Annotated in this window: 16 protein-coding genes, 18 tRNA genes and 1 pseudogene; 29 read left to right on the top strand and 6 right to left on the bottom strand. The window is 43.7% G+C overall.

Features of this window, described 5'->3' with window-relative positions:
* The first annotated feature begins 13 nt into the window (after positions 1-13).
* A tRNA-Glu gene (locus V7K85_RS02890) sits at positions 14-86 on the top strand.
* Positions 87-175: 89 nt separating this feature from the next.
* Here V7K85_RS02890 and V7K85_RS02885 read toward each other — a convergent pair.
* The 3 genes from V7K85_RS02885 to V7K85_RS02875 all read right to left on the bottom strand — a co-directional run bounded on the left by V7K85_RS02885 (position 176) and on the right by V7K85_RS02875 (position 3818).
* Positions 176-784 (bottom strand): SRPBCC family protein, encoded by a 609-nt coding sequence (locus V7K85_RS02885; RefSeq protein ID WP_334811148.1) that lies wholly within the window; start codon positions 782-784, stop codon positions 176-178.
* A gap of 8 nt (positions 785-792) precedes the next feature.
* Positions 793-2811, bottom strand: a complete 2019-nt coding sequence (locus V7K85_RS02880) for a GAF domain-containing sensor histidine kinase (RefSeq protein ID WP_334811147.1) — start codon at positions 2809-2811, stop codon at positions 793-795.
* Positions 2812-3482: 671 nt separating this feature from the next.
* Positions 3483-3818, bottom strand: coding sequence for a hypothetical protein (locus V7K85_RS02875; protein ID WP_273765967.1), 336 nt, complete (start codon positions 3816-3818; stop codon positions 3483-3485).
* Positions 3819-3889: 71 nt separating this feature from the next.
* On the opposite strand from V7K85_RS02875, the gene V7K85_RS02870 reads away from it, so the two are divergent.
* From V7K85_RS02870 to V7K85_RS02860, 3 genes and pseudogenes are all read left to right on the top strand, one after another.
* Complete coding sequence (locus V7K85_RS02870; RefSeq protein ID WP_334811146.1) at positions 3890-4138, top strand: hypothetical protein; 249 nt, start codon at positions 3890-3892, stop codon at positions 4136-4138.
* A 114-nt stretch (positions 4139-4252) separates the two neighbouring features.
* Positions 4253-4758 (top strand): annotated as a pseudogene (locus tag V7K85_RS02865) (HNH endonuclease).
* Positions 4759-4774: 16 nt separating this feature from the next.
* On the top strand, positions 4775-5167 hold the full coding sequence (locus V7K85_RS02860) for an alr0857 family protein (RefSeq protein ID WP_334811145.1): 393 nt from the start codon (positions 4775-4777) through the stop codon (positions 5165-5167).
* A gap of 34 nt (positions 5168-5201) precedes the next feature.
* Here the strand turns inward: V7K85_RS02860 and V7K85_RS02855 are convergent, their stop codons facing one another.
* Positions 5202-6053 (bottom strand): polysaccharide deacetylase family protein, encoded by an 852-nt coding sequence (locus V7K85_RS02855; protein ID WP_334811144.1) that lies wholly within the window; start codon positions 6051-6053, stop codon positions 5202-5204.
* A gap of 195 nt (positions 6054-6248) precedes the next feature.
* Between V7K85_RS02855 and V7K85_RS02850 the strand changes: the two genes are divergently transcribed.
* The 17 genes from V7K85_RS02850 to V7K85_RS02770 all read left to right on the top strand — a co-directional run bounded on the left by V7K85_RS02850 (position 6249) and on the right by V7K85_RS02770 (position 8071).
* A complete protein-coding gene (locus V7K85_RS02850; RefSeq protein ID WP_334811143.1) occupies positions 6249-6443 on the top strand; it encodes a hypothetical protein in 195 nt (64 codons plus the stop codon).
* Positions 6444-6551: 108 nt separating this feature from the next.
* Positions 6552-6625 (top strand) — tRNA-Asp (locus V7K85_RS02845).
* A 4-nt stretch (positions 6626-6629) separates the two neighbouring features.
* Positions 6630-6706 (top strand) — tRNA-Glu (locus V7K85_RS02840).
* A 3-nt stretch (positions 6707-6709) separates the two neighbouring features.
* Positions 6710-6782: transfer RNA gene (locus V7K85_RS02835), tRNA-Cys, on the top strand.
* A 10-nt stretch (positions 6783-6792) separates the two neighbouring features.
* Positions 6793-6864: transfer RNA gene (locus tag V7K85_RS02830), tRNA-Ile, on the top strand.
* 3 nt (positions 6865-6867) lie between these two features.
* Positions 6868-6939: transfer RNA gene (locus V7K85_RS02825), tRNA-Trp, on the top strand.
* A gap of 231 nt (positions 6940-7170) precedes the next feature.
* A tRNA-Glu gene (locus V7K85_RS02820) sits at positions 7171-7241 on the top strand.
* 7 nt (positions 7242-7248) lie between these two features.
* Positions 7249-7332, top strand: a tRNA-Tyr gene (locus V7K85_RS02815).
* Between the two features lie 4 nt (positions 7333-7336).
* Positions 7337-7424, top strand: a tRNA-Ser gene (locus V7K85_RS02810).
* Positions 7425-7428: 4 nt separating this feature from the next.
* Positions 7429-7503, top strand: a tRNA-Arg gene (locus V7K85_RS02805).
* 15 nt (positions 7504-7518) lie between these two features.
* Positions 7519-7593: transfer RNA gene (locus tag V7K85_RS02800), tRNA-Phe, on the top strand.
* Between the two features lie 6 nt (positions 7594-7599).
* Positions 7600-7671 (top strand) — tRNA-Asn (locus V7K85_RS02795).
* 8 nt (positions 7672-7679) lie between these two features.
* Positions 7680-7752: transfer RNA gene (locus V7K85_RS02790), tRNA-Gln, on the top strand.
* A gap of 3 nt (positions 7753-7755) precedes the next feature.
* Positions 7756-7831: transfer RNA gene (locus V7K85_RS02785), tRNA-Gln, on the top strand.
* Between the two features lie 6 nt (positions 7832-7837).
* Positions 7838-7914: transfer RNA gene (locus V7K85_RS02780), tRNA-Leu, on the top strand.
* Between the two features lie 6 nt (positions 7915-7920).
* Positions 7921-7997, top strand: a tRNA-Leu gene (locus V7K85_RS02775).
* 1 nt (position 7998) lies between these two features.
* Positions 7999-8071: transfer RNA gene (locus V7K85_RS02770), tRNA-Pro, on the top strand.
* Between the two features lie 49 nt (positions 8072-8120).
* Here V7K85_RS02770 and nagZ read toward each other — a convergent pair.
* Positions 8121-9209 carry a beta-N-acetylhexosaminidase gene (nagZ, locus tag V7K85_RS02765; protein ID WP_334811142.1) on the bottom strand — a complete coding sequence of 363 codons (1089 nt, stop codon included), beginning with the start codon at positions 9207-9209 and terminating at the stop codon, positions 8121-8123.
* Positions 9210-9959: 750 nt separating this feature from the next.
* On the opposite strand from nagZ, the gene V7K85_RS02760 reads away from it, so the two are divergent.
* The 6 genes from V7K85_RS02760 to V7K85_RS02735 all read left to right on the top strand — a co-directional run bounded on the left by V7K85_RS02760 (position 9960) and on the right by V7K85_RS02735 (position 15123).
* Positions 9960-10151, top strand: coding sequence for a hypothetical protein (locus V7K85_RS02760; protein ID WP_334811141.1), 192 nt, complete (start codon positions 9960-9962; stop codon positions 10149-10151).
* A 99-nt stretch (positions 10152-10250) separates the two neighbouring features.
* Positions 10251-10559 carry a hypothetical protein gene (locus V7K85_RS02755; RefSeq protein WP_334811140.1) on the top strand — a complete coding sequence of 103 codons (309 nt, stop codon included), beginning with the start codon at positions 10251-10253 and terminating at the stop codon, positions 10557-10559.
* Between the two features lie 474 nt (positions 10560-11033).
* Entirely contained in the window at positions 11034-12473 is a 1440-nt protein-coding gene (gene pds, locus V7K85_RS02750) for a 15-cis-phytoene desaturase (protein ID WP_334811139.1), read from the top strand.
* Complete coding sequence (gene crtB, locus V7K85_RS02745) at positions 12457-13389, top strand: 15-cis-phytoene synthase CrtB (protein WP_334811138.1); 933 nt, start codon at positions 12457-12459, stop codon at positions 13387-13389. The genes pds and crtB overlap by 17 nt, the downstream gene beginning before the upstream one ends.
* A 127-nt stretch (positions 13390-13516) precedes the next feature.
* Positions 13517-13608 (top strand) — tRNA-Ser (locus V7K85_RS02740).
* Positions 13609-13800: 192 nt separating this feature from the next.
* Positions 13801-15123 (top strand): ABC transporter substrate-binding protein, encoded by a 1323-nt coding sequence (locus tag V7K85_RS02735; RefSeq protein ID WP_334811137.1) that lies wholly within the window; start codon positions 13801-13803, stop codon positions 15121-15123.
* Between the two features lie 77 nt (positions 15124-15200).
* Here the strand turns inward: V7K85_RS02735 and V7K85_RS02730 are convergent, their stop codons facing one another.
* Complete coding sequence (locus tag V7K85_RS02730; protein ID WP_334811136.1) at positions 15201-16046, bottom strand: hypothetical protein; 846 nt, start codon at positions 16044-16046, stop codon at positions 15201-15203.
* A 547-nt stretch (positions 16047-16593) separates the two neighbouring features.
* Here V7K85_RS02730 and V7K85_RS02725 point away from each other — a divergent pair.
* Together V7K85_RS02725 and V7K85_RS02720 are read left to right on the top strand one after the other, a co-directional pair.
* Positions 16594-16911, top strand: coding sequence for a hypothetical protein (locus tag V7K85_RS02725; RefSeq protein ID WP_334811135.1), 318 nt, complete (start codon positions 16594-16596; stop codon positions 16909-16911).
* Between the two features lie 205 nt (positions 16912-17116).
* The gene (locus V7K85_RS02720; protein WP_334811134.1) at positions 17117-18844 is read left to right on the top strand and encodes a succinate dehydrogenase/fumarate reductase flavoprotein subunit; all 1728 of its coding nucleotides are present in this window, start codon (positions 17117-17119) and stop codon (positions 18842-18844) included.
* Positions 18845-19039 lie beyond the last annotated feature (195 nt).

Here is a 19039-nt window from a genome sequence, read left to right as displayed (position 1 = left end):
GTCTGAGTCTGATGCCCCCATCGTCTAGAGGCCTAGGACACCTCCCTTTCACGGAGGTAACGGGGATTCGAATTCCCCTGGGGGTATTTAAAAACAATCAAAAACAAAATTTTTTTTTGCTGGAAATCTACTAAGCAAAACTATCATCCAGGATTTTTCCTGAATGATAGTTTAACTAGACATAAGGTTCTTTGCTAGCTAACTTTTCTACACGTTGGTGAATTGCCAGGAGATTTAACCGCAAATCTTTACTCAAGCGGTTTTCAATGATTCCCACTGGCATAGTGAGTTTAGGCCAAACTTGAATTGTATAGCACAGATTTGTTCCGACATCCTCACCGAGGGAATAAGGCTCTAAGCACCAGCGACCAGAAAAGCCTTTAAAATCTCCCTCTACCATCCGGAAGTTAATTTCTTTTGGGAAGTATTCTTCAAGATCCAGAACTACCCGGGCACAAAAGTTGAAATTCAGTAAGCGCTGGGAGCCTACTTGCTCCAGTCGAATACCACCATTGGGATGCTCGATTAGACGACTCTTGGCGAGGTTAGGGATAAAGTCAGGCAAAGCTTCATAATCTGTCAGAACCTTCCAGATTTGTTCCCCTGGTTGAGGAATTTGGACTGTAGCACTAATTTGCCGCTGTCGCTCTGCTATTTTTTCAATTTGAACTTCTACCTTAACCGACAAAGCAACTGCATCAGTAGGTAAATCCCCTTCTAGGTTGGTGTGATCACTAGGAGACTGGAAATCAGGGTTCTCTGTTGTGTTCTGTTTTTTAGTCACTTTCAGAATTATGATTTGCTTTCGTCAGAAAATTGCGGCAGAGTCAGGGTGAAGCAAATTTCGCTCTGTTCAGAATCCGAGATTTGGAGACTTTCAACAGCGATCGCCCCATTCAGATGCTGCACTAAAGACTTGACTAAAGCAAGTCCCAAGCCAGTTCCTGGAGTCCAGCGCCCTTTTCCGCGACGGAACTTGTCAAAAATGTAGGTGGCTTCTTCTTCGGAGATGGCACGTCCTGTATTCGTCACCTTTATGATAACTTGATCAATTTGTTGATAAACTCGGTGAGCAGCTTCCAAGTGGACGATAGTATCATGCTCTGAGTATTTACAGGCATTGGTTAACAACTCTTGAAAAATGCGGTCAAAACTCTCTAGTTCCGTTTGCAGTTTTAGCGATTCCTCTGGTAAATCTACAGAAATCTTTAATCCCTTCTCTGCGAGCTTTTTCCCAAAAGATACTGCTATATCCTGGATTCTAGTATTTAAATCTATAGTTCTTAATTGTGGAGCCTCATGAGGCGACTCTAGTTTCTGGAGTGTCAACAAGTCATTAATCAAGTTGATTTCCTTTGTGCATTCCTGCTCTAGGATATCCATGTATCTAGCTTGACGCTCTGGCGCTATTCCTGGCAAACGTAAGTTCCGAATGGACATCAGCATATTTGTCAGGGGGTAGCGTAGGCGATCGCTCATGTTACTCAAAAATTCATCTTTGAGTTCGTTAAGTTTTCGCAGCTGCTCGACATATTGCCGGGTTCTTTCATGCAACTTTGCCTGGAGTTCCAGACTGCTCTGGAGTTTCGCCGTCCGCTCATCTACCAAAGTTTGGACTTGGCGCAATGTCTGTGACTGAATTATGGCGTTACTCACTTGAGCACAAACCATTTCCACAAGATTTAATTCTGCTGGTTGCCAACTGCGAGTAACGGCTTGCTGTAGCACCAAGAATCCTAAGATTTTACCTTGACTCTCTAATGGCATTAATAATACCGCAGGCAATTCCTCTACTGCAAATAATGGAGCAGCTGCCGAGGTATCATTTTGGTCTGTGTAGTCATCAAAGATTACTGCTTTTCCAGAATTCATGAAGGCACGCTGGCATAAACCACACTCTGAAACCAAGAAAGACGGCTGTAAGGTATTTGGTGTAATAGTCCGGGGACTTTGTATTTCCCTAGCCCATTCACCGATCACGGTAGCTTTAGCTTTAGGAATTTGTTTTTTAGCTTGAGTCCTAAATAATGGATCTGTATATTTTAGTAGTATAAGCAAACCCCGATCTGCCTGTAGAGATTCGGCAGTCGAGGCGATAACTAACTGGAGCATTTGATTAAGCTCCAAGTTGCTCCGACTCAGTATAGTTAATTGCTTGATCAAACTGTGATACTGGTTGTTCTTTTGCAGATACTGTTGTTGATTAGCAATTAACTGGGCTTGTGCTACGCGAGAAAAAGCGATCGCGCAAGCCGATTCCACTTCTTTGAGCAATTGTTTTTCTGATTCACTCCAATCATCAGGTTGGAATTTAATCAGACTAATCACTCCATTATTATTGCCACCAAATCGGGTGGGAATTGCCAAAACTGCTTTTATCGGTAGTGGCAAATATTGACAACCAATTACCAGACTGTTGTGAATCAGGGAAATGTCTTCAATAGTCAATGGTTCAGCAGCACATTGCAGCACTGGCGAGTGCATAAGCAACTGTTCCATTGAAAACATCTCTTCTGGGTGTGGTAATCCTAGATACTCATCAGCACACCAATTAGTAGCAGTCGCTTCGTCGGATGTCTCACCCGTTACTGAAACCAAGCAGCAGCAATCTACTTGAAAAGCAACTCCTAGCAATTGGGCAATATCTTGGAGCATCAATGCCGACGCTGAGCTATTGGCAATAATTTGGTTAATCTTTTGTATCAACTGGCGGGCAGGTTCTTCCTGATGCTGCATCAGCTTGACTTGGTAAGGTTGTAGTCGATCTACGTCATCTAGATACTGTGGCGGCGACCATAAAGGCTTTTTCATTCCTGGCATGCCCTCGGATAATAACACCATTGTTTTTGCACCCAACCTCTTGGCATATTCTTCACCGTTAGTTGTGTTGCTACACCTTGATAGTTGACAAATCTTGTGTGAATACTTTCTCTCACCTGTTATAGCCCTTTTCTATGGCAGATGGCCAAGTTGCCGCTAGATTAAGCAAATTGCTACATAGGTAATGAGATACTTAAATATATTAAAATGCCCCAGCCAGATGATTTTTGGCTCTTTTATATTCTTTATATTGAGATGATTGACTAACTTTGACCTAGAATATCCTGTCTGTAAGTATACATAAACCGTAATTTCTCTGGTATCTAAGCAAAATCCATTAACTTTACCAGTAAAAACACTGCTTTGATAGGTAAAATTTAGTAATATTTATTTAAAATTTCCTCTGCTTTACAAGCTACTCTTTTATCTGTGTGACTCTCAATAAAATCTAACTAAGCCAGAACTTCAAAAAAATCTGACTTAGAACCTATCCGAAAACTCCCATGTTCTATAGAGCCAAGTGGAATTTAGACGCAAAGTGCTTCCCTGACATCTGTGATCATCGCTGTAGACTGAGATTCTAACCTACGGAAACTTAAATTTTGAATGCAGCCCAATTACTTAAGTAAAAATAACTGGGCTGTATTCGGCTGAATATAAAACTATCCAGCCAAACTCTCAACACTCAGAGGAACCATATCGCCATTCCTCGTCAATCCTAACAACATTGGTTGTTGGGGTTGAATTAGTTGACCTGTCAGCACACAGCGTTCTTCTTGCTGAGCTGTGGCAGCTATGCTAGCTCGAATGTCGGTTCGCGAAAATCGGGGCTTCCACTCACCTGATTTTTGCTGGACATAATTCCAAAGGATATCTCGAATCAGAGCTTGATATCCCTGATTTCCAGCTATTTCTTTGAGCTTATCTTTGAGTTCCCGCTCTAGGCGGATGCTGGTAACTTCCATATCGGTAGTTGGGGTGCGAGCGATCGTATGCATCACTTTTTCTCCTTAGAGGTATAGACAGGATAGTAATACAAGTGTAGTATGTTTAAAGGAATGTTCAATAGGTGAAATTTTCTGTGAAATCCATTTACCCCATCTCCACTTCTTTGTACGCTACCAATTTCCGAGCCGGTTGGGAATCAGCTGCTATGGGAGTGGAGTATTTATTTATGGGCGATGGTAGCCGGAATTATGGGCAAATCACAGAGGGTAATTATGATTTTAGACATCTCAGCATTAGTGCGCTGATTGCAAAACCAGAACTAGATCAACAAAGCGGGGTGTACAGGCAAATAAATACTGTACCGATATGAAACCAGAAAATTTTCCGGTCAATTCTAACCCCCGCTTCACCGAAAACTTGAAGCGGGGGTTTTTTTATAAGGAGTTAAGCTGTGACGATATCTTCCATGCGCGGCGCGAACGCAATGCAAGTGTTAGAGCAATCTGTGGTGGTGTTTTCTCAAAATTACTTGCCACTGTGTCGGGTGAATATCAAGCGGGCGATTGTGCTGTTAGTAACCAACAAAGCTCAACCGCTGGTTTTACCACAGAAGGCGGATGGCGAGTTCACTCACCCACTTTGGTAATTGATGTGCCAAAACACATTCGCTTGACAATCACTTCCAATGAGCGGATGTGGAAAGTTCCGCCAGTGAATCGGCGGGAAGTGTTGCGACGAGACCATCACAGTTGCCAATATTGCGGCAGCGGCAAACATCTAACGCTAGATCATGTGATGCCGCGTTCTAAAGGCGGTTCTCACACTTGGGATAACGTAGTCACAGCTTGTGAAAGATGTAACTCCCGTAAAGGCGATCGCACTCTGTTTGAGGCTGGTATGCAACTGCGTACCAAACCAAAAGCACCAATGCACCCCGCGATTTCTTTTGCTGAACAGTTTTGGATAGATATGCAAGCAAACCTGGAATAACAGGAGAGCATAAGGAATGCTGAAATTAACTTACACTGAAAGCAGTTTTGATTTGGAATGTCTCACTCTGTCGCTAGAAGAATGGGTAGCGCAGCGAGTGATTTTAGCCCTGCGAGTTGGGCAAGGTTTATGCATTGAACCCAGTACCGCTTCCTTTTTGCTTCCTGTTGATTTGCCAGGAGAAGAAGTACTCAGGGCTGAGGTAAAAAGAGATGACAGAGGAATCATTGCCCTCTGTACCTGCGATGCCGAATATATGGAAGTCACCCTGCGAGGTTCTTGGCTATCAGATAGTTCTAAGGATGCTGTAGGTGTGTTTGTCACCACTATGAGCGATCGCGCTGAGTTCTTTTTGCACAAACTTTGGCAGGAAGCGCAAGAGAACAGTGCTTCTGTGATGAGCGAATAAACGAAACAGTAGGGTGAGTAGAATTTCTCACCCTTTATTGTCCCATCTCTAGAAGTTCAGGAATTGTCACAAATCGGTAGCCTTGCTCTTTGAGTCCGCTGATGATTTGTGGCAATGCTTGTACAGTTCTTTGGCGATCGCCACCACCATCATGCATTAAAACAATAGAACCTGGTTTCGCGCCTTTCAAGACGTTATTTACAAATGCTTGCGGTTTGGCGTGAGGGTCAGTATCAGCTGAAGTTAGCGACCACATAATTACAGCGTCTTTCTGGCTTTTGGCGTAAGCGGCTAGTCCGTTATTTAAAAAGCCTCCAGGAGGACGAAACAGAGCCGTTTTCACTCCTGTAGTTTTGTATATCAGGTCAGTTGTGCGATCAATTTCACTCTTGGCTGTGGCTTCATCCATTCGCCGATACCAATGATGCCAAGTATGGTTACCAATGGCGTATCCTTCGGCTACCTCGCGCTTGGCTAGGTCGGGATTTGCTTGCAAGGCTTGTCCTACCCAAAAGAATGTCGCCTTAACATCATTTTGCTTCAGAATATCCAGCATTTCTAGGGTTGTCTTTGGCCAGGGCCCATCATCAATGCTTAGAGCAATAACCTTCTCCTTGTTCCTGGGATGCACCTGATAAACTGTTTTTCCCTGAAATTTAGCTGGGACTGTAAAGGTAGGGTTTTCTACTTTGGCTGATGGCGATAGTTGGGCATTAATTTGGCCCTTTGCTGGATGATCTTGAACTTGTGCAGTATGGATTTTGCTTAAAGGCTTGTTCAACCCCAATTGTGGGGAGATGCCTGGGGCAATACTACAAGCTGTAATCGTAGAGGCGATCGCGACAAGACTAATTATCTTTTGTCGCTTGAGGTAGTTCTCTGTCACGTCAGGCTTTTAAAGACTCACCCAATCATAAACTGTAGTTTGACTTTTCAGAGGGTTTAGCAAGTTCAAATCTAAGTGCAGAAGCTTTTTTAAACAATTTCAAAAAATTTTTCTGAAATCCCTTGACACCTCTTGTAGTATTATGTAGTATAAATGTAGTAAAGCGAAAGACAAAGCTTCTCAAGGATCAAAGTCATGTTCTACATACAACTGAAACAGAGGTGCTGGAATAAGCCAGAGTTCCCAGTCAAGAAAGCCACTCCTACTTGCAAATCATCCGAAGTAGAGGCAATCAACCAAAAAAGTTTTAAGTTTGCACTCAGCAAAACCACAGAATACATCCGTAATACACAAGAGGCTTGCTACCTAGAGTGTTGGTTGTTTTCTTAACAGTAAAAAGTAAATTTTCTGAACCTTGAAAACTGAATAAGAAATGGGCAAGTTCACCAAAAATCTGTGCCTAAAAACCTAAAATTTTAAGCATAGATTCCAAAAAATCGGGGTGTAGCTCAACTGGCTAGAGCGTTCCGTTGTCTGCGGAAATGTTGCGGGTTCAAATCCCGTCACCCTGATTGTAGTCCCGTAGGCGAATAGTTTAAGCCGTCAGCATCTCAAGCTGAAAATTGCGAGTGCAAATCTCGTCGGGACTCCCAAATGGTCAGGTAGCCAAGTTGGTAAGGCGTTGGTCTGCAAAACCGATTAGCGCGGGTTCAATTCCCGCTCTGACCTTTGGTGCGATCGCAGCGTAGCTTAACCAGCAAAGCCCCAGGTTCATACCCTGGTATATGCGGGAATCCCGCCGCTGCCACCAAATGCAGGGATGGTGTAACGGTAACACCTCGTGACTCCAAATCCGATGTTCTGGGTTCAAATCCTAGTCCCTGGGTCACACAATTTTGGATTTTGGATTGCTGATAGCGTAGCGTAAAGCCCTCTCCTAACAGAGACGCTACGCGAACGGCATGGCTTCTCTACTAGACGCTGTTCGCGTACCCCTCCGGGGAAGCAAGCTACGCTTAGAGCGAGTTTGCGTCCCTTGCGTGTCTCCTAAAGAGCGTCTTTTAGATTAAAAAATTTAATCCAAAATCTAAAATTTAAGAAAATTCGGTCAATTATGCCCTCGTGGACGAATGGTTAAGTCAGTGTTCTTTCAAAGCACAGATGCGAGTTCAATTCTCGTCGAGGGAATGATTATGGGTCGGTGGCCGAGTCTGGCTGAAGGCGACAGTCTGTAAAACTGTTCTTTTTTGCACGCTAGGTTCAAATCCTGCTCGACCCACTATGGAGAGGTGGCTGAGTGGCTGAAAGCGTCCTCCTGCTAAAAGGAAGCGGGTAGTTAACCCGTCACAGGTTCAAATCCTGTCCTCTCCGTTTTGAGAGTGTGGTGTAACTGGATAACATCTCAGTCTACGAAACTGAAGATTTGAGGGTTCGATTCCCTCCGTTCTCGTTACATTTCTCCTATCCCCCGGTAGCTCAGTTGGTAGTTAGCGCCTGTATGAAAAACAGGAGGTCGTCGGTTCGATTCCGACCTGGGGGGCTTCATTGCCTCATAGCTCAATGGTAGAGCAAGCGGCTGTTAACCGTGCGGTTGTAGGTTCGAGTCCTACTGAGGCAGCTATTCATTGCCGGGTGGACGAATTGGTAAGTCGCATCGCTCTGAACGATGAGATTGCAGGTTCAAACCCTGCCCTGGCAATAAAGCCCTGTGGTGTAATTGGCAACATAACGCCCTTTGAAGGCGAAGATTCCAGGTTCGAGTCCTGGTGGGGCTGCCAAACTTTGCTCTTGTAGCCCAACTGGAAGAGGCTGCCGTTTCAAAAACGGTATGTTGTGAATTCGATTCCCACCAAGAGTACCAAAACTTGCTCCTGTAGCCCAATTGGAAGAGGTGGCAGACTTAAAATCTGTTTGTTGTGGGTTCGACTCCCCCCAGGAGTACCAACGGGATGTAATTCAGCGGCGAGAAGCCATGCTTTGGGAGTATGGAGTCGCAGGTTCGAGTCCTGCCATCCCGATATGCCGCTGTCACCGAACGTGGCATACGTGCTGGAATCATACCACCCATTATGAATAGGAACTAGCGATCGCTAGTTGAGCATGTTCCAGCAGTATACTTTTATCCAGAGCATGTATAGGATATTGCGGTGTTACTGCCAGTAGTTTATCGATTCTTTCTTTGGCTGCTTCCACTACTGATTCGTCTAAGCTACCCTTGGTGAGAGAATCGACGAAATCTTCAGCAATCTGATAGGTTCTTTCAATAGATGATGAATTGATATTGCGCGAGACAATAAACAGGTCGCAGCCTGCATGAAATGACCGCGCCACAGTACCAGCTTTAGTAAACATATCTGAGATAGCTTTCATATCTAAGTCGTCAGATACAACTACTCCATCAAAGCCAAGTTCCTCTCTAAGTATGGTTTTGAGGATAGCCTGGGAAAGCGTTGCTGGCACATCAGAATCTATCTTGGGAAATAAGATATGGGCAGTCATAATCAAAGGAATCTGTACTTCGATTAGTGTTTTGAAGGGTATAAGTTCTCGAAATCGCAGGTCTTCTAAAGTTAAATTAAGTATTGGTAGCTCGATGTGAGAGTCCTTGCTGGTGTCTCCATGTCCGGGGAAGTGCTTGGCGCATCCCAAAATTCCTGAATCTCGAAGTCCAAGGTAGTAGTCACGGGCACCTTGAGCAGCAGTTTCGCTAGTGTTACCAAAGGCACGAGGCCCAATGACAGGGTTATGGGGATGGGAAAAAATATCTGCTACAGGTGCCCAGGATAAATTTATTCCCAGTGATTTGAGTTCTACTGCTGTGGCTTTAGCTACCTCAAGTGCGTGCGATCGCGCCAACAAGGCATGAGGAAAGCGGGTAATTGGCAGTGGTGTACGAATTACACGACCTCCTTCATGATCGAGGGTGATGAACATGGATTCACGTTCAGTATATTCTCGTATCTGGCTATTCAAATCCTTGAAGCTTTCCAACCAAACCTCATAGGGGGTGCCATCCAAAAAGTTCTTAGCAAAAAATATCACCCCAATCGGTCTCAATTCATTGAGTGCACGTTTATCATCATCACTTAATGTAGTGCTGGAAATACCTAGAATCAGATGATGTCCAAAGCGCTTTAGCCCCTGCGATACTGGCATAATCCTTTACCTGATAGTTGTGTAGCAAACAACTGGGATGTTCAATCTAGAAGACATAAACCCTGATTTTACACCCTTATGGGGAGTGGGGACTTTTAAGAGGCAGGGGGCAAAAGTCTAGAGGGAAAGAATTTTCTGTTTGTCCCACTTCTTGAACAATGTTCTATGCTTAATACCCTTTAACCTCTCAGTAACTCTTTAAAAAATACTCACTTCTAAAAAAACAGTAAATATATTCACAGTAAATATTGTTATTTATTTTTAACAATTAAGATATATATTACATGGTATTACTTACGCAACTAGGGATTAGTTTTTTTGCAAAAGCATTTTGGCGATACTCCTTTGGAGTCAGTCCGTGAAAGCATCCTGCTATTTGAATCTCAGGAGACTTATCTATATAAGTTTATTCAATAACTATGTAGATAGAATTTTTTCAAAAATTTATGAGATTTGTTATGAAAATTACAAAGGATTGACTAAAAATCCTAGATGGCTTTTAATGCGTAAATTGCTCGATTTAGAACTGGGCGAGCTATGATGATATTTTTCTTAAGACGCTCAACTAAATTATATTCATCAGTTCTCAATTAGAGCAATTGTTGTTTTCCAGATGTGAATATAGATGACATTGTTAACACCCTGAAAACCGAAGGGTTATATTTAGGAATTAATTTCCCACAAGATATTGTTAAAGAAATAGTCGAATTTTCCCATTCAACAGTTTGTTAGGGCAAGCGAAAAACAAATATGGGTTTCTTTTATCATCAAAAGCAACAAGCACAAATCAAGTCTAGAAAACATTTTATCATCGGTAGCTATTTTAATACGTCTTTGCTTTGCCCTGCGATCAAAAAACTTCAAAATGAACCAAAGTTATTGGCAATAGTTACTAAATATTTAGATGCTCAAGCAGTACATCAAGGAAATCTGATGTGGTAGAGTTTTTCAGGGGAAACAACATATCGTCAAAAAAGTCAATCTGCTCAATTGTTTCACTACGATATAGACGATTATCCTTTTCCGAAATTTTTCTTTTATTTGACTGATGTAGATGACCAAAGCGGCCCTCATGTCTCTGTTCGTGGTAGTCACAATAAGAAAAAGTTATCACATCTTTGGCTACGTAAACGAGAGACAGATCAAGATATCACCGATTATTATGGTTCTGAATCTTTAGTAAAGATTTGTGGCAAAACTGGTTTTGGATTTGTGGAAAATCCGCTTTGTTTTCACAAAGGAATTACTCCTATTCATAAAGACCGTTTAATATTACAAATAGAATTTGCCCGAACTGACTATGGGATGCAGCACAACTTCCGAGCAGCTTCTCTACTGAAATGTATTTAGTAACTTGTGTGAGAATGAGTTTTCTCTTCGGTTTCCATAACAGCAAAAATACTTAATTTAAAATACATGTAGTCTTTATATTTACATAAATTAAGTGTTTTCCGACCGGAAGTAACCTGAAAATCAACTAGCAGTCTTTACCAATGCCCTAGACATTTCCTCAGAGCAAATACACGGATTACCAAAGAAATCAACTACTTTAAGACAAGAGTTTGTAACTACTTATTCTCAGTCAAAGGAATGACTTTTGTTTATTGATATCCGGTGGTGTAAATCTAGATGAAATGCACGTCGCAAACCCATTGCCAACAATGATATTGGCAATTTATTCTGATAGGTGCATGTCAGGTAAAATTCCCTTTTACAGAAGTTTTTTGGGGAAGCGATCACACAATAACTGCCAAATGTAACGGATTGCAACGTATAATGAGAACGACAAAACCATTAAGAAATATTTAAGGGCATTAAGGTTAAATGCGAGTAGCGATCGCGGGTGCTGGTCTAGCAGGACTTTCCTGCGCGAAATATCTCACGGACGCAGGTCACACTCCCATTGTCTTGGAAAGCCGGGACGTACTGGGTGGTCTAGTTGCGGCGTGGAAAGATTCTGACGGCGACTGGTACGAAACCGGGTTACACGCCTTCTTTGGGGCATACCCCAATATGCTTCAATTGCTCAAGGAGTTGGGCATTGAAGACAGACTCCAGTGGAAAGAGCATACGCTGATTTTCAATCAACCGGAGATGCCTGGGACATTATCACGTTTTGATGTTCCAGATATTCCATCTCCTTTCAACGTAATTGCGTCGATTCTTCGCAACAAAGACATGTTGACTTGGGAGCAGAAGATTCGATTTGCAATTGGTCTACTTCCAGCAGTGGTGCGGGGTCAGAAGTATGTTGAAGACATGGATAAGTACAGCTTCTTAGAGTGGTTGAAAAGGCAAGGTGTTGACGAGCGGGTAACTAGTGACGTTTTTATCGCCGCATGTAAAGCGCTCACCTTTATCAATCCTGATGAAGTTTCTGCAACGATCCTATTAACTGCACTGAATCGCTTTCTGCAAGAACGATATGGCTCCAAGATTGCATTTTTGGATGGTTCTCCCACAGAACGTCTATGCAGCCCGATCGTAGATTACATCACACAACGTGGTGGGGAAGTGCGGTTGAATGTCCCCTTGAAAGAGATTTTGCTCAATGCCGATGGCACAGTGAAAGCATACTTGATTCGGGGGTTAAATGGGGCAAAAGATAAAGTTTTCACGGCTGATGTGTATGTATCTGCTATCTCGGTTGACCCAATGAAAGTCATCTTGCCTAAGCCTTGGAAGCAAATGGAGTTTTTCAAGAAGCTAGAAGGCTTGGAAGGGGTACCAGTGATTAACCTGCATCTGTGGTTTGACCGGAAACTTACAGAAATTGATCACTTGCTATTTTCGCGATCGCCCCTCCTAAGCGTTTATGCTGATATGAGCAATACCTGCCGTGAATACGCCAACCCCAATCGCTCGATGCTGGAATTAGTTCTAGCTCCGGCAAAAGATTGGATTGCCAAATCCGATGAGGAGATTGTGGCTGCAACGATTGCCGAGTTAGAAAAACTCTTCCCCGACCACTTTGGAGGAGACAATCCAGCAACGTTGTTGAAATCTCATGTGGTGAAAACGCCGCGTTCAGTTTACAAAGCGACTCCTGGTCGTCAACAGTACCGTCCCGCACAAGTTACGCCCATTGCCAACTTCTATCTCGCCGGAAGTTATACCATGCAACGCTACTTAGGCAGTATGGAAGGTGCCGTACTTTCTGGTAAGCTGACAGCGCAGGCAATTTCTGAGGCTCTTCCGGTAGCAAATTCCTCAAACCTGCAAACGCTCACCCGACCGCCCGCAACGAATGCTGCAACTGCCTGATTCCCCCCCGCGCATGAAAACGCTGGTCTCTGTAGACGAGTCATACAAACTTTGCCGGCATCTCACAGCAAAGTATGCCAAGACTTTTTATCTGGGTACTTTGCTCATGAGTCCGGTAAAACGTCAATCTATTTGGTCAATTTACGCTTGGTGTCGCCGTACAGATGAGTTGGTGGATGGGCCCGCATCTGCTATTACCACGCCAGAAACCCTAGACCTATGGGAACAGCAGCTGGAATCGATTTTTGCGGGCCGCCCATTAGAAAATTACGATGTAGCTTTAGTTGATACCCTCCAGCGCTTTCCGATGGACATTCAGCCCTTTCGGGATATGATTGCCGGTCAGCGCATGGACTTATATCGCAGTCGTTATGAAACCTTTGAGGAGTTATACCTCTACTGTTACCGCGTTGCTGGCACTGTTGGCTTAATGTCAACAGCAGTTATGGGTGTGGATAGCACCATATACACAGCTCCGTGGCGCCAGAACAAACAACCATATATTCCCACAGAAGAAGCGATCGCTCTGGGAATTGCCAATCAACTCACCAACATCCTGCGGGATGTGGGAGAAGATGCCAAACGGGGGCGGATCTACATTCCCCTTGAGGATTTGGCAAAATTCAACTACACCGAGCAAGACTTCTTCAAAGGTGTGGTAGATGAGCGTTGGCGGGCACTGATGCGGTTTCAAATTGAGCGGGCCCGCCAATTCTATACCACATCAGACCGGGGAATTACTTATTTAGCACCGGATGCCCGTTGGCCCGTGTGGGCAGCATCAATGCTGTACGGTCAAATTTTAGAGGTGATTGAACGCAACGATTACGATGTGTTTAGTCGGCGGGCTTACGTTCCCCAGTGGAAAAAGTTACGCACTTTACCCGTGGCTTGGATGCGATCGCAAGTCCTTTGAGCAAGTAGTCATTTGTCCCTAGTCCTTAGTCCTTAATTGTTTTATAAATAACTAATGACTAATGACCAATGACAGATGACTATTGACTATCCCCAACAAATCTGCTAAGATTAATATTCGTGAGTCAGGAGAGGTGGCTGAGTGGTCGAAAGCGGCAGATTGCTAATCTGTTGTACGGCAGGCAACTCCGTACCGAGGGTTCGAATCCCTCCCTCTCCGTTTTTCAGCCTTTGAGACACAGAGTATATTCTGTTTACAAAAATAAATACTGATGTAGGGGTAAATACTTGTACTCCCAAAGATGGATGATATGATTTATCCTTTGGAGTCTTGATAAGATCCTGCTAAGTTACAAATCTAGTTTGAATCTTACTTTTAGGCTCCTAAATATCTGAGGAGTGAAAGTGACTAATGAGAAAAATTAACGCCGCCTTAACCTTCAGTATAGCTACCATAGCAACTGGGTTTTTAGTAGGCGCTTGTGGTGATAGCAGTACCCCCAGCGGCACAGCTAGCAATGGAAGTACCGCTACCCCAGCGGCAAACTCAACAACTACAAGCAGTGCTAAAGGGCTAAAAATTGGTTCCCTACTACCGACAACAGGCGACTTGGCTTCTGTCGGACAGCAGATGCTAGGTTCTGTCCCTTTACTAGTCGATACGGTCAATGCTTGCGGTGGGGTGAATGGTGAACCAGTAAACTTGGTGCAAGTAGACGACCAAACCGACCCGAAAGCTGGTGCTGCCGGTATGACCAAACTCGCAACTTTAGATAAGGTGGCAGGTGTCGTTGGTTCCTTTGCCAGTAGCGTTTCTAGTGCAGCAGTCTCCATTGCCACACCCAATAAAGTCATGCTGGTTTCCCCTGGTAGTACCAGTCCCGTTTTTACCGAAAAGGCCCAAAAAGGCGACTTTAAAGGCTTTTGGGCGCGTACAGCTCCCCCCGATACCTACCAAGCACTAGCTTTAGCCCAACTTGCCAATAAAAAAGGTTTCAAGCGAATTTCTACAGTCGTGATTAATAACGACTATGGTGTCGGGTTTGAAAAAGCATTTGTGCAAACTTTTGAAAAATTGGGTGGAACCATAGTTAATAAAGACAAGCCTGTCCGCTACGATCCGAAAGCCCAGACATTTGATACAGAAGCGGCGGCTGCTTTTGCTGGTAAGCCAGATGCAGTCTTGGCTGTACTATACGCTGAAACTGGCAGTCTGTTTCTGAAGGCCGCCTATCAACAAGGTGTGGCGAAGGGTGTGCAGATTTTGCTTACAGATGGTGTGAAATCACCGACTTTCCCAGAACAAGTTGGCAAAGACAGTAACGGCAAGTATATATTAACTGGAGCGATCGGTACAGTACCTGGTTCCGATGGTAAAGCACTCTTAACTTTCAACAAGCTGTGGAAGGATAAAAAGGGTGGTGCACCAGGGGAATACGCTCCTCAAGCTTGGGATGCGGCTGCCTTATTGACGTTGGCAGCGCAAGCTGCTAAGGAAAATACAGGTGTTGGTATAGCCAGCAAAATCCGTGAAGTCGCTGATGGGCCTGGCACAGAAGTTACTGATGTCTGCGAGGGACTGAAGTTACTTAAAGATGGTAAGAAGATTAACTATCAAGGAGCCAGTGGTAACGTCGATGTTGATGCTAACGGCGATGTTGTCGGGGTATACGATGTTTGGACAGTAGGAGATGATGGTAAAATCAAGGTAATTGACAAAGTTACCCCCAAGTAGAAAGTTAGGAGTTATGAGTTAATAGTTATCAGTGAAATATTACTAACTCTTAACTTCTAACTCCTAACTCCTAACTCTTAAAAGCCAGTGAAGTTGTAACCAACTCCTAACAACAAGCCCACATCAGTTTTATCGAAAAATCCGGCATTCACAGCAGCCGTTGCTGTGAATTGAGCAGTTAAAGGCACATCAATGCCACCAGATACCAAAAAGGCAAATTGCGAATCATCACCAGTTTTGTAAGCTCCACCCACTCCGACATAAGGTGCAATAGCTAACGGTTCGCTAAAAGCATCTGCTGACTTGAAGGAAAAATCGTAGGTGATCGGAAGTAGAATAGTAGTATTGTCCCCAAATACGGCTGAGGGTCGCACCGATATAGAATTTGTCAGTCCGATTTTGCTGACTACCGCGAAGTTACCGTCGCCCAAAGACGAGTCTCCACCACCACTTAAACCAATGTTAGCAGCGACGCCAATATAGCTGCTGCCACCACGGGTAGTTCTACCTAAATCAATATCCGATTGAGCTACTCTGGGAGCAGATGGTTGAGAAGTAGTTTGAGAAGTCGGTTGTACAAACTCAGAAGTGAGGGTCGCAGATGAGGTTGCCACTGTGCCTGGAATAGGTTGAGGTGTTACACTGGCGTTTTCCAGTATCGCAGGGTTGGGTAACTGCTGTACCTTAGTTAAATTTTTTGCTGTAAATTTTTCAGTTGTTTGTGTAGAGAGATTTTGGCTTTCAGTGTCTAGTTCTGTACTAAACTCGTTGGGAGACGCAACGGTTGCGGAAGGGTCGGTTAATGGCTGACTGCTTACCTTGTCTACTGTCTGGGCACTTACAGATAAGCCGCTACTCAAGACTGCAAGAGCAGCTATACTTGGCAACCAAAAAACATTTTTACGAAGAAAAATAGTATTCACATTCACTCCTAAAACAATATTGCCACGAAAAATAAAGGGTTTTGTTGATTGAAGTCAACAAATTCGGGCAATACTCAAAATTTAACATCAAAAAATTGGTTTTTCCATTCTGACTTTACTGGATTTATCTAGTTAATATCTACTATTAAAAAAAATTAAATACCATATCTTAAATATCTGGAATTTGGCAGATGACAAAAATTATTTTTGCTTTAGGCAAAGAGTCTATTTGTTAAAAACGTCATTAGGATTGCGAAAACTGTTAACAAAAAACTTAGCTTATATCAACACCTAGCTTTCTTAGTTTTTGTGCTAACTCCGTAGTACAAGAGAAAAGGAAAATTCCAAGTAGCGACTATAAAACAAGGGCTTCCCGTAGCGTATGGTTGGTGTATTTCCGTCATGCTGTACTAGAAATTGCGCTTTGTAACAAAAAAAGTTGATTGTGAAGTTATATTACGAAGCTTGCAAAAATATTTAGAAATTGTCTAGAAGGCAAACATAGTTCTAACGTAGAACCTATTAGGAGAGACTTGAGGCAAATGTGATGAGCGGAAATAATACTGAAAAATATCGGTTTGTCTGTACCCTGACTTTCGGTGATATCTACGGTCAAATAATTGTTTGGTTGATTACAATTACCTTAAGTTTGGCATCAGCCTTGGCGCTTATGGGTGCCAAGCGGCCTGTGTACGCTTTAGCAACAGCTGGCCTTGTCGTTCTGCTATCGCTACCTTTCTTGTTGTTTGCCTTTGTCACTACCTTGTTAAATCATATTGAAGTCAGTCCTGTAGGACCGGGAACCAAAATGGAACCCATACCAGGCAATGTGTCTCAGCAACAACCTGTACAAGCAACTAGCTAAAGAGTTAGGAGTTAGGAGTTAAGAGTTATGAGTGACTCCATCTCTTCATTTTTAACTTTTCACTCCTAATTTCAAAATTTGTAATAACATCCCTGTCTATAGGCAGGGAATTTTTTTGTAGAGAGGCGATCGCAATTCCTCTAACTGCCTGATTAATCACCTCTCTACAATAGAACAGCAGTGGTTTGCAATCAGGGGGCTAATTATGCTGGAACACGATGTGATTATTGTCGGGGGTGGATTAGCAGGATGTCGTGCTGCTGTAGAAATTGCCCGTATTGACCCCAGTTTAAATATTGCTGTGGTTGCCAAAACCCACCCAATTCGTTCCCACTCAGTCGCGGCTCAGGGTGGTATGGCTGCATCGCTGAAAAATGTTGATTCCGAAGATAGTTGGCAAGCACATGCTTTTGATACTGTCAAGGGTTCTGATTACTTGGCAGACCAAGATGCTGTGGCAATTCTCGCCCAAGAAGCGCCAGATGTGGTAATTGACTTGGAACACATGGGCGTTTTGTTCTCTCGCTTACCCGATGGACGCATTGCTCAACGCGCTTTTGGCGGACATACTCACAACCGCACTTGCTACGCCGCTGATAAGACCGGTCACGCGATTTTGCACGAATTGGTTAACAATTTGCGGCGTTATGGCGTGCAAGTTTATGAAGAATGGTATGTGATGCGTCTGATTTTGTCAGAAAATGAGGCGAAAGGTGTGGTAATGTTCAATCTTTTGGATGGACATATTGAGGTGGTGCGAGCCAAGGCGGTGATGTTTGCCACAGGGGGCTATGGTCGCGTTTATAATACCACCTCTAATGATTACGCTTCTTCGGGTGATGGTTTGGCAATGACTGCGATCGCAGGTTTGCCCCTCGAAGATATGGAATTTGTCCAATTTCACCCCACTGGTTTATATCCGGTAGGAGTGCTGATTTCGGAAGCGGTACGGGGAGAAGGGGCGTATCTGATCAACTCCGAAGGCGATCGCTTTATGGCGAACTACGCACCCAGTCGCATGGAACTGGCTCCTCGTGATATTACCTCACGGGCGATCGCTTACGAAATTCGCGCTGGTCGTGGTATTCATCTCAGTGGTAGTGCTGGTGGTTCCTTTGTCTATCTGGATCTACGCCATATGGGTAAAGAAAAAATTATGAGTCGCGTTCCCTTCTGTTGGGAAGAAGCCCATCGCCTAGTAGGCGTTGATGCGGTAACTCAACCAATGCCAGTCCGCCCGACAATTCACTATTGTATGGGTGGTATCCCAGTTAATACTGATGGGCAAGTCCGCAGTAGTGGCGATGGTTTAGTTGATGCTTTCTTTGCCGCTGGCGAAACATCTTGTGTTTCCGTGCATGGTGCTAATCGCTTGGGGAGTAATTCACTACTGGAATGCGTGGTTTATGGGAAGCGGACTGGGGCTGCGATCGCGCAATTTGTGCAAAAACGAAAGTTGCCCTCTGTAGATGAGCAATGCTATGTAACGGAAGCCCAGCAACAAATCCAAGCTTTGTTAGAACAACCAGGGCAGTACCGGATTAACCAAGTCCGTCAAGCCTTCCAGGATTGTATGACTGATTACTGTGGTGTTTTTCGCACTGAGGCATTAATGCGTGAAGGTTTGCAGAAATTAGAAGAAATACAACAGCAATATCCTCAAATTTATTTAGATGACAAAGGTAGTTGCTGGAATACCGAACTCGTAGAAGCCTTAGAATTGCGAAGTTTGATGGTAGTGGGACAGACTATTTTGGCATCAGCTCTGAATCGCCAGGAAAGTCGTGGCGCTCATTTCCGCGAAGATTATTCCCAGCGAGATGATACCAACTTTCTGAAACACACAATGGCTTACTATTCACCAGCGGGAATTGACATTCAATATCGACCCGTGGCAATTACTATGTTTGAGCCAAAAGAGCGGAAGTATTAGTTATTGGGTCTTGGGGGTTGAAAAATGCTTTTCTTAATCCCTAAGATACGATGTATTTGTCTCTAGCTGTTTTTTCATATATCTTCAATAAAAAATCAATTATTATGAAATTCTCTCAAAACGAGAGTAGATAGTCAAGAGTCCTTATTACTTGGAGTAGGCTTATTGAGCCTACAGCCTTGAAAAAGCTGGTGG

This window comes from Nostoc sp. (assembly GCF_036917615.1).
Classification (GTDB): domain Bacteria; phylum Cyanobacteriota; class Cyanobacteriia; order Cyanobacteriales; family Nostocaceae; genus Nostoc.
Note: the sequence above shows the minus strand (reverse complement) of the source record. Positions and strands in the feature narration are given on the sequence as shown.